This window comes from Mycobacterium sp. VKM Ac-1816D, from assembly GCF_000416385.1.
GTDB classification, from domain to species: Bacteria; Actinomycetota; Actinomycetes; order Mycobacteriales; family Mycobacteriaceae; genus Mycobacterium; species Mycobacterium neoaurum_A.
In genome coordinates this window covers 52383-59190 of record NZ_AOHQ01000098.1, presented here as the reverse complement: position 1 = coordinate 59190, position 6808 = coordinate 52383, and the positions used below count along the sequence as shown (strand labels likewise).

5 protein-coding genes and 1 pseudogene are annotated in these 6808 nt (G+C 65.7%); 2 read left to right on the top strand and 4 right to left on the bottom strand.

Going from position 1 to position 6808, the window contains the following annotated elements; genetic code table 11:
- Nucleotides 1-189, top strand: a pseudogene (locus G154_RS27010) (hypothetical protein); the annotation flags it as partial.
- A gap of 7 nt (nucleotides 190-196) precedes the next feature.
- On the opposite strand, the gene G154_RS00865 reads toward G154_RS27010, so the two are convergent.
- From G154_RS00865 to G154_RS00855, 3 genes are all read right to left on the bottom strand, one after another.
- Nucleotides 197-571, bottom strand: coding sequence for a DUF6319 family protein (locus G154_RS00865; RefSeq protein ID WP_019512250.1), 375 nt, complete (start codon nucleotides 569-571; stop codon nucleotides 197-199).
- A 113-nt stretch (nucleotides 572-684) separates the two neighbouring features.
- Nucleotides 685-1731, bottom strand: a complete 1047-nt coding sequence (locus G154_RS00860; RefSeq protein ID WP_019512251.1) for a diguanylate cyclase — start codon at nucleotides 1729-1731, stop codon at nucleotides 685-687.
- Nucleotides 1732-1957: 226 nt separating this feature from the next.
- The gene (locus G154_RS00855) at nucleotides 1958-4828 is read right to left on the bottom strand and encodes an RND family transporter (RefSeq protein ID WP_019512252.1); all 2871 of its coding nucleotides are present in this window, start codon (nucleotides 4826-4828) and stop codon (nucleotides 1958-1960) included.
- A 223-nt stretch (nucleotides 4829-5051) separates the two neighbouring features.
- Between G154_RS00855 and G154_RS00850 the strand changes: the two genes are divergently transcribed.
- On the top strand, nucleotides 5052-6026 hold the full coding sequence (locus G154_RS00850; protein ID WP_081649896.1) for a beta-propeller fold lactonase family protein: 975 nt from the start codon (nucleotides 5052-5054) through the stop codon (nucleotides 6024-6026).
- On the opposite strand, the gene G154_RS00845 is transcribed toward G154_RS00850, so the two are convergent.
- On the bottom strand, nucleotides 6005-6808 hold the full coding sequence (locus tag G154_RS00845) for a transglutaminase family protein (protein ID WP_019512254.1): 804 nt from the start codon (nucleotides 6806-6808) through the stop codon (nucleotides 6005-6007). The two genes, G154_RS00850 and G154_RS00845, sit on opposite strands and share 22 nt — an antisense overlap.

The window sequence follows — 6808 nt, the reverse complement described above, 5'->3', positions numbered from 1 at the left end:
GTGGTCACCGACTGTGAGGGTCGCCGGTTGACCGGGGCGTCGCTGGCCCGCCCGCCGACCGGGCCGCCGCCGGATGTGCCCCCGTGCCGCGGTCCGAAGGGGGAGCGCGCCCAATGGATGTGGTACACCCCCTTCGAACCCGAACCGCCACCGGGCACAAAAGAACTAGCCGGAGACCCCGGTCGATAAGCCGCGGTCAGTCCAGCCCGGCCAGTGCGGCCCGGGCGGCCTCCAATTCGGCCTCCAGCGCCGCGACGCGGGCCGCCTGCTGCGTGCGGGCCTCCTCGATGACGGCGTCGATGGGTGTCGACAGGTCCTCGTGCAGCTCGCGTGCCGCTCGCGATACCGCGGCCGCGGCGACGGCCAGGCCGCGAGTCAGGTAGGTGCTGCCCTGTTTGAGTTCGGCGTGCCACTCGCCGTCAGCGGTGCCGGTGACGGTCAACGTCAACTCCAGCGTCTTGGTTTTCTTGCCTGCCCGCTTGACCGGTGCCTTCTTGGGTGCCTCGGTGCTCACCTCGACGGGGTGCGTCAGGTCGGACGGCAGATCGGTGGTCGCGGTATCGAAAGTCATTGCTACGGTGAATCCCTCCCGGTTGTCGCCCGCGGACGGCGGGCCGGTTGCGACACCGATTAGAACACACGTTCGACGTTGGCGCGGGATGTGCCACGCCGGGGAGGGGTGATTCAGGCGGTTCGTGCCCGCTTCTCGGCGTACATGAGTTCGTCGGCGGAGGCCAGCAGTTCGTCGAGGGAGCTGTTGACGCCGGCGGGAACCCGGATCAGGCCGATGCTCGCCGAGACGAGATACGACCGATCGGCGGAACCGTTGAACTTCGCTATCGCCGCCGCCAGGCGGGCCTTCAGCGCCACCGGATCACTCTCGGAACCGGTTGTCAGAACGCAGAATTCGTCGCCACCTATCCGCGCCAGGATGTCGGATTCGCCCAGCGTCGCACGCAACACGGTGGCGAGATCGGCGAGTAGCGCATCGCCGGCGACATGGCCCAGGCTGTCATTCACGAGCTTGAGTCCGTCGGCATCGATGAACCCGAGTGTGCAATCGAGCCCGTCGCGCCGCGCCGCCCGCAACGCCGGTTCGGCCACCAGGTAGAACCCGCGCCGATTGGTCACGCCGGTCAGGTCGTCGGTGTGCGACAGATGCAGGATCGCGTCGTTGGCGCGCTCCAGGTCCGCGGTCCGGTCCCGTACGCGCTGTTCCAGCTGCTCGTACATCTGTACGTTCTCCATGGCCACCGAGGTGGCATCGGCGAGCGACTGCAGCAGCGACACTTCCTGCTCGGTCGGGAGACGCTCCGCCGCCCAGTAATTTCCGATCGCGCCGACCGGGTTGAGCCTGCGTATAGGCACCATGGCCAGACTCTTGACAAAGGTCGGTAGGTACGCGGCGTGCGGGATGCGGTCATCGGAGTAGATGTTCTGGATGACCGCTGCCTCCCGGTTGGCCATCACCCACCCGCTGATGCAGTTCTCCAGCGGGAACCGGCCACCCTTCCACAGCGGCGTGATGGCATCCTCGTCGGCGTAATGACACATGTCCCCGTCCTTGAGGACGAAGGTGGCGCCGTCGCAACCCGTCAGTTCGCGGGCGGCGGCCCGCACGATCCGCTGGATATCGGTCAGACTTCGCGCCAACGACAGTTCCTGCACGGCCTGCAGCAATCGCTGCACGGCATGCGTGTCACCGAGACGGTGATCGTCGGGTGCGCTCATCCTGCCTCCGTCCGGACCCCTGGGTGAAGTAGCGCACATCAGCGGGTCGTTTCAAGATCGTACTCCGGGCGGCCCATTTTCCGTCATTTGCTGGACACTTCGCTGAACCAGCGTCGATCGGCTGATGCTGCCACGAACCCACAGCGCAACGCGAAGATCGGACTTGGGTTGCCCGCGAATAAATATTTGCTGACCGAAGTTTTCGCGCGGAGGCGACGCGCCGGGCTCAGACTGAGGCGGTTTCCTGCGGTGTCGGCGGGGGAGAAGCCGGCGCAGGACGCCGGATCACCTGGGGCCACCAGAACCACTTGCCCAGCAGCGCGGCGATCGCCGGCGTCATGAACGAGCGAATCACCAGGGTGTCGAACAACAGGCCCAGGCCGATCGTCGTGCCGACCTGAGCCGCCACCACCATCTCGCTGACGAACATCGACATCATCGTGAACGCGAACACCAACCCGGCCGCGGTCACCACCGATCCGGTGCCGCCCATCGCCCGGATGATCCCGGTGTTCAGCCCGGCGTGCACCTCTTCCTTCATCCGCGCGACCAACAACAGGTTGTAATCCGCGCCGACGGCAAGGAGCACGATCACCGCCATCGCCATCACCATGAAGTACAGCTCGATGCCCAGGATGTGCTGCCAGATAAGGATCGACAGGCCGAACGATGCGCCCAACGAGATCACCACGGTGCCGACGATCACCGCCGAGGCCACCAGGCTGCGGGTGATCAGCAGCATGATGATGAAGATCAGGCTCAGCGCCGCGACCCCGGCGATGATGAGGTCGTAGTTGTTGCCCTCCTGCATGTCCTTGAACGCCGAGGCAGTGCCGGCCATGTAGATCTTGGAACCCTCCAGCGGAGTGCCCTTGATCGACTCCTTGGCCGCGGTCTTGATCTGGTCGATCAGCTTGATGCCGTCGGGGGTCAGCGGGTCATCGGCGTGAGAGATGATGAACCGCACCGATTTTCCGTCGGGGGAGATGAAGCTCTTCATACCGCGCTTGAAGTCTTCGTTGTTGAAGATGTCCGGCGGCAGGTAGAACGTGTCGTCGTTCTTGGCGTCGTTGAACGCCTCACCCATGGCGCTCTGGTTCTCCGACATCTCCATGCCCTGATCCTGGATGCCCTTCTGGGTCTGATACATCCGCAGGATCATGTCCCGCGAGGACTCCATCGCCTCGATCTGCGCGGGCATGACCTCCAGCATCTGCGGCATCAGTGCGGCCATCTGGTTCAGGTCGGGCAGGACCTCCTCGAACTGCGTCGTCAGTCGGTCGGTGCCGTCCAGGGCGTCGAACACCGACCGCATCGACCAACAGATCGGGATGTCGTAACAGTGCGGTTCCCAGTAGAAGTAATTGCGGATCGGCCGGAAGAAGTCGTCGAAATTGGAGATGTCGTCCCGCAGTTCGGCGATGTCGACAGCCATTTCGTTGGACTTGGTCACGATGCTCTGCGTGGTGGCGCTCATCTCCGTCATCAGCGCCATCATGTTTCTCATCGTGTCGACGCTGGACTGCATATCGTCGGCCTGGGCCAGCATGTTGGCGAACATGTCCTCCATGTACGCCTTGTTCATCTGCTGGCTTGCCCCGCTCATGCTCATCTGCGCCGGAATGGTGCTGAATTCCAGCGGCTCACCCTGCGGTCGGGTGATGGCCTGGACGTTGCCCACCCCCGGCACCTTGAAGATGCCCTTGGCGATCTTGTCGATCACCAGGAAGTCCGCCGGATTGCGGAGGTCGCGGTCGGTCTCGACGAGCAGCACCTCGGGGTTCATCCTGGCCACCGAGAAGTGCCGTTCGGCCGCGGCGAAACCCTCCTGGGCGGGCAGGTTCTCGGGCAGGTAGTTGCGGTCGTTGTAGTTGGTGCGGTAGCCCGGCAGCGCCACCAGGCCGATGAGACACAGTGCGATGGTCGCGAACAGGACCGCGCCCGGCCACCGCACGACGCCGGCGGCGATGCGTCGCCAGGTGCGGATGCGCATGGCGCGCTTGGGTTCGAGCAGGTTGCGGAAGCGGCTGGCGACGCTGATGATCGCGGGCCCCAGCGTCAGCGCCGTGAGCACCACGGTCGCCATGCCGAACGCCATCGGGATACCCAACGTCTGGAAGTAGGGCAGTCGGGTGAAATGCAGGCACAGCATGGCGCCGGCGATCGTCATGCCCGAACCGAGCACCACATGCGCGGTGCCGTGGAACATCGTGTAGTAGGCCGATTCTCGGTCCTCTCCGACCGATCGGGCCTCCTGATATCGGCCTATCAGGAAGATGGCGTAGTCGGTCGCCGATGCCACCGCCAGTGTCACCAGCATCTGGGTGGCGAACGTCGAGAGACCGATCAGTTCGTGGTAACCGAGGACAGCGACCACGCCGCGGGCCGAGGACAGGCTGAGCACCACCATCACCAGCACCAGCAGGGTGGTCAGGATGGACCGGTAGACCAGCAGCAGCATCGTGATGATGACGATGAAGATGACGCTCTCGATCACCTTGACGCTGCGGTCACCGGCGATCTGTTGGTCGGCCACCAGAGCCGACCCGCCGGTGACGTAAACCTTGATCCCGGCAGGCGGCGGCACCTCGGCGACGATCTGTTTCGCCGCCTCGACCGATTCGTTCGACAGCGCCTCACCCATGTTGCCGGCCAGGAACACCTGCACGTAGGCGGCCTTGCCGTCGGCGCTCTGCGCGCCGGCCTCGGTGAGCGGATCACCCCAGAAGTCCTGGACGTGCTCGATATGGCGGGTGTCGGCCTCGAGGCGGTCGACCAGATCGTTGTAGAAGTAGTGCGCGTCGGCGCCGAGCTTTTCCTCGCCCTCCAACACGATCATGATCTGGCTGTCCGAGCGGTACTCGTCGAAGACCTGACCGATGCGCTTGCTCGCGATCACCGAGGGTGCGTAGTCGGGGCTCATCGAGACCGAGCGCATCTGACCCACGGTCTCCAACGGCGGCACGGTGGCGCTGATGATGCCGACCACGGCGATCCAGCCGATGATGACCAGCACCGCATATCTGCGGATGAACTTGGCGATCCCGCCGCGGTGTTGCTGGGAAGTGACGACCGTCGCCGCCGAAGAGTCGGGCACGTCCGGTCTCTCCTCCTGACATGTTAGAGGTGCTTCGTTCTTACCAGATTTGGCAGCGATTCGGCAGGACAGGCTGCCCTAACCGGCGGTGCTGTGACGGCAATCTCGTCTGCGCTCCCGCGGCGAAAACAAGTACCTCGCTACTCACCGCCGGGAACCGCGACGGCGGCAGAGTCGATGCCGTGGCGCCCCTGCAGCGCCACCGTAGGCCGGAAGGGGTTCCATGTACAGCCGTTCCATGTACAGCGTCGTCACCAGCATCCCGGTCGGCAGTCATCCCCGCGATCTGGTGATCGCCCCCGACGGGAACACCATCTACGTGGCCAACGTCAACAGCTCGGATGTATCGGTGGTCTCCAGGGCCGAGGACACCATGCTGCGCACGGTCACCTTGGACTCGGATCCGGTGTCGATCGTCGTACACCCCGATGGCGACCGGGCCTACCTGGCACGCCCCGGCGACGGGTTCATCTCGGTGATCGACACCGTCTCCGGCGCGGTCGTGGCCGATATCGCTCAGGACCCGCAACCGGTGTCGCTGGCGATCGCCCCCGGCGGGGAGCGGCTCTACGCGGTCTGTGACACCGCCGGCGCGGTCAAGGTGTACCGGACCGATTCGATGACCGTCTCGGCGACGATCGCCGTGGGGGCCGCGCCGCGCAAGGCGGTCGTGAGCCCGGCCGGTGACAGCCTCTGGGTGGCCAACAGCGGGTACTCGCACCGCTGCAACGGCACGGTGTCGGTGATCGACGTGCGCGCGGGTGCGGTGACCGCGACCATCCCGGTCGGCAACGAGCCCGCAGCGGTCGCCATCAGCCCGGACGGAGCGACCGTCTACGCCGGTGCGGGCTCGCCGGGTAAGGCGACCGTGGCCGTCATCGACGCGCGCTCACGCACCGTCACCGATGTGGTCGCGGTCGGTTCGGGGCCCACCGAGATCGCTGTCGGTCCGGACGGTGCGACGGTGTTCGTCGCCAACCGCGGCGATGGCACGGTATCGCTGCTCGACGCGGCCACCAGGACCGTCGTCCGTACCGCGAAGGTGGGTGGAAACCCGTCGGCCATCGCCGCGCATCCCGACGGTGATGTGGTCTACGTGGCGACGGGAAGCGGCAACAGCATTGCGGTGCTGGCCGAACTGAGCGCCGAAACCTATGGCGTCGAGCACTTCTGGCGTCAGCGCAGGGTGGCCAGCTGATCGATCTGATCGGTCGGCAGCACCCCGTCGGTGATGGCGCGCACCGAGAGCAGGCTCAGGTTGATGGCACCGCTGTGGTTGTCCAGGAACGCGGTGTCGGCGGCGTCGCGACCGGTGGCGATGCGGACCAGACTCTCGCGCGGGGCCAACAGGGTGGCATCGACCACCCGCCACTGATTGTCGACGAACGCCTCGGCAACGGCGTGGAAGTCCATGGGATACAAGCCCGGCGCGTACACCGAGACCAGCCTCGCCGGCACCTTCACCGCGCGCAGCAGCGCCACCACCAGATGCGCGTAGTCGCGGCAGACTCCGGCACCGGCCAGCATGGTGTCCACCGCACCGTCGATCGGGTCGCTGGAGCCGGGGACGTACTGCAGGCGGCGGCCGACCCAGCCGGCAATGCGCTCCAGGAGCTCGGCCGGCTCGGCCTGGTCGCCGAATTCGGTACCGGCGAAACCGAACAGTTTGTCGGCCTCGGCGTATCGGCTGGGGCGCAGATACACCGAAAGGTCGTGGTCGGTGACCGGAGGCGGATCGGCATAGCCGATGACCGTGGCCGAGTAATCGACCCGGAGATGGCCGGTGCCCGCGTCGAATTTGTGGATGCGGTTGCCGTGGGTTCCGGAGATCTCCTGGGCCTGGATCGGTTGTCCATCCAGCACGAAGCTCAACGACTCGTAGACCTCGGCACCCGGGTGCGGCGCCACCGCGATCTGGAATTCCAGCGTGGTGGGGGCGGTGATGTCGACCTCGAGCTCGGCACCGACATCGCGCTTCAT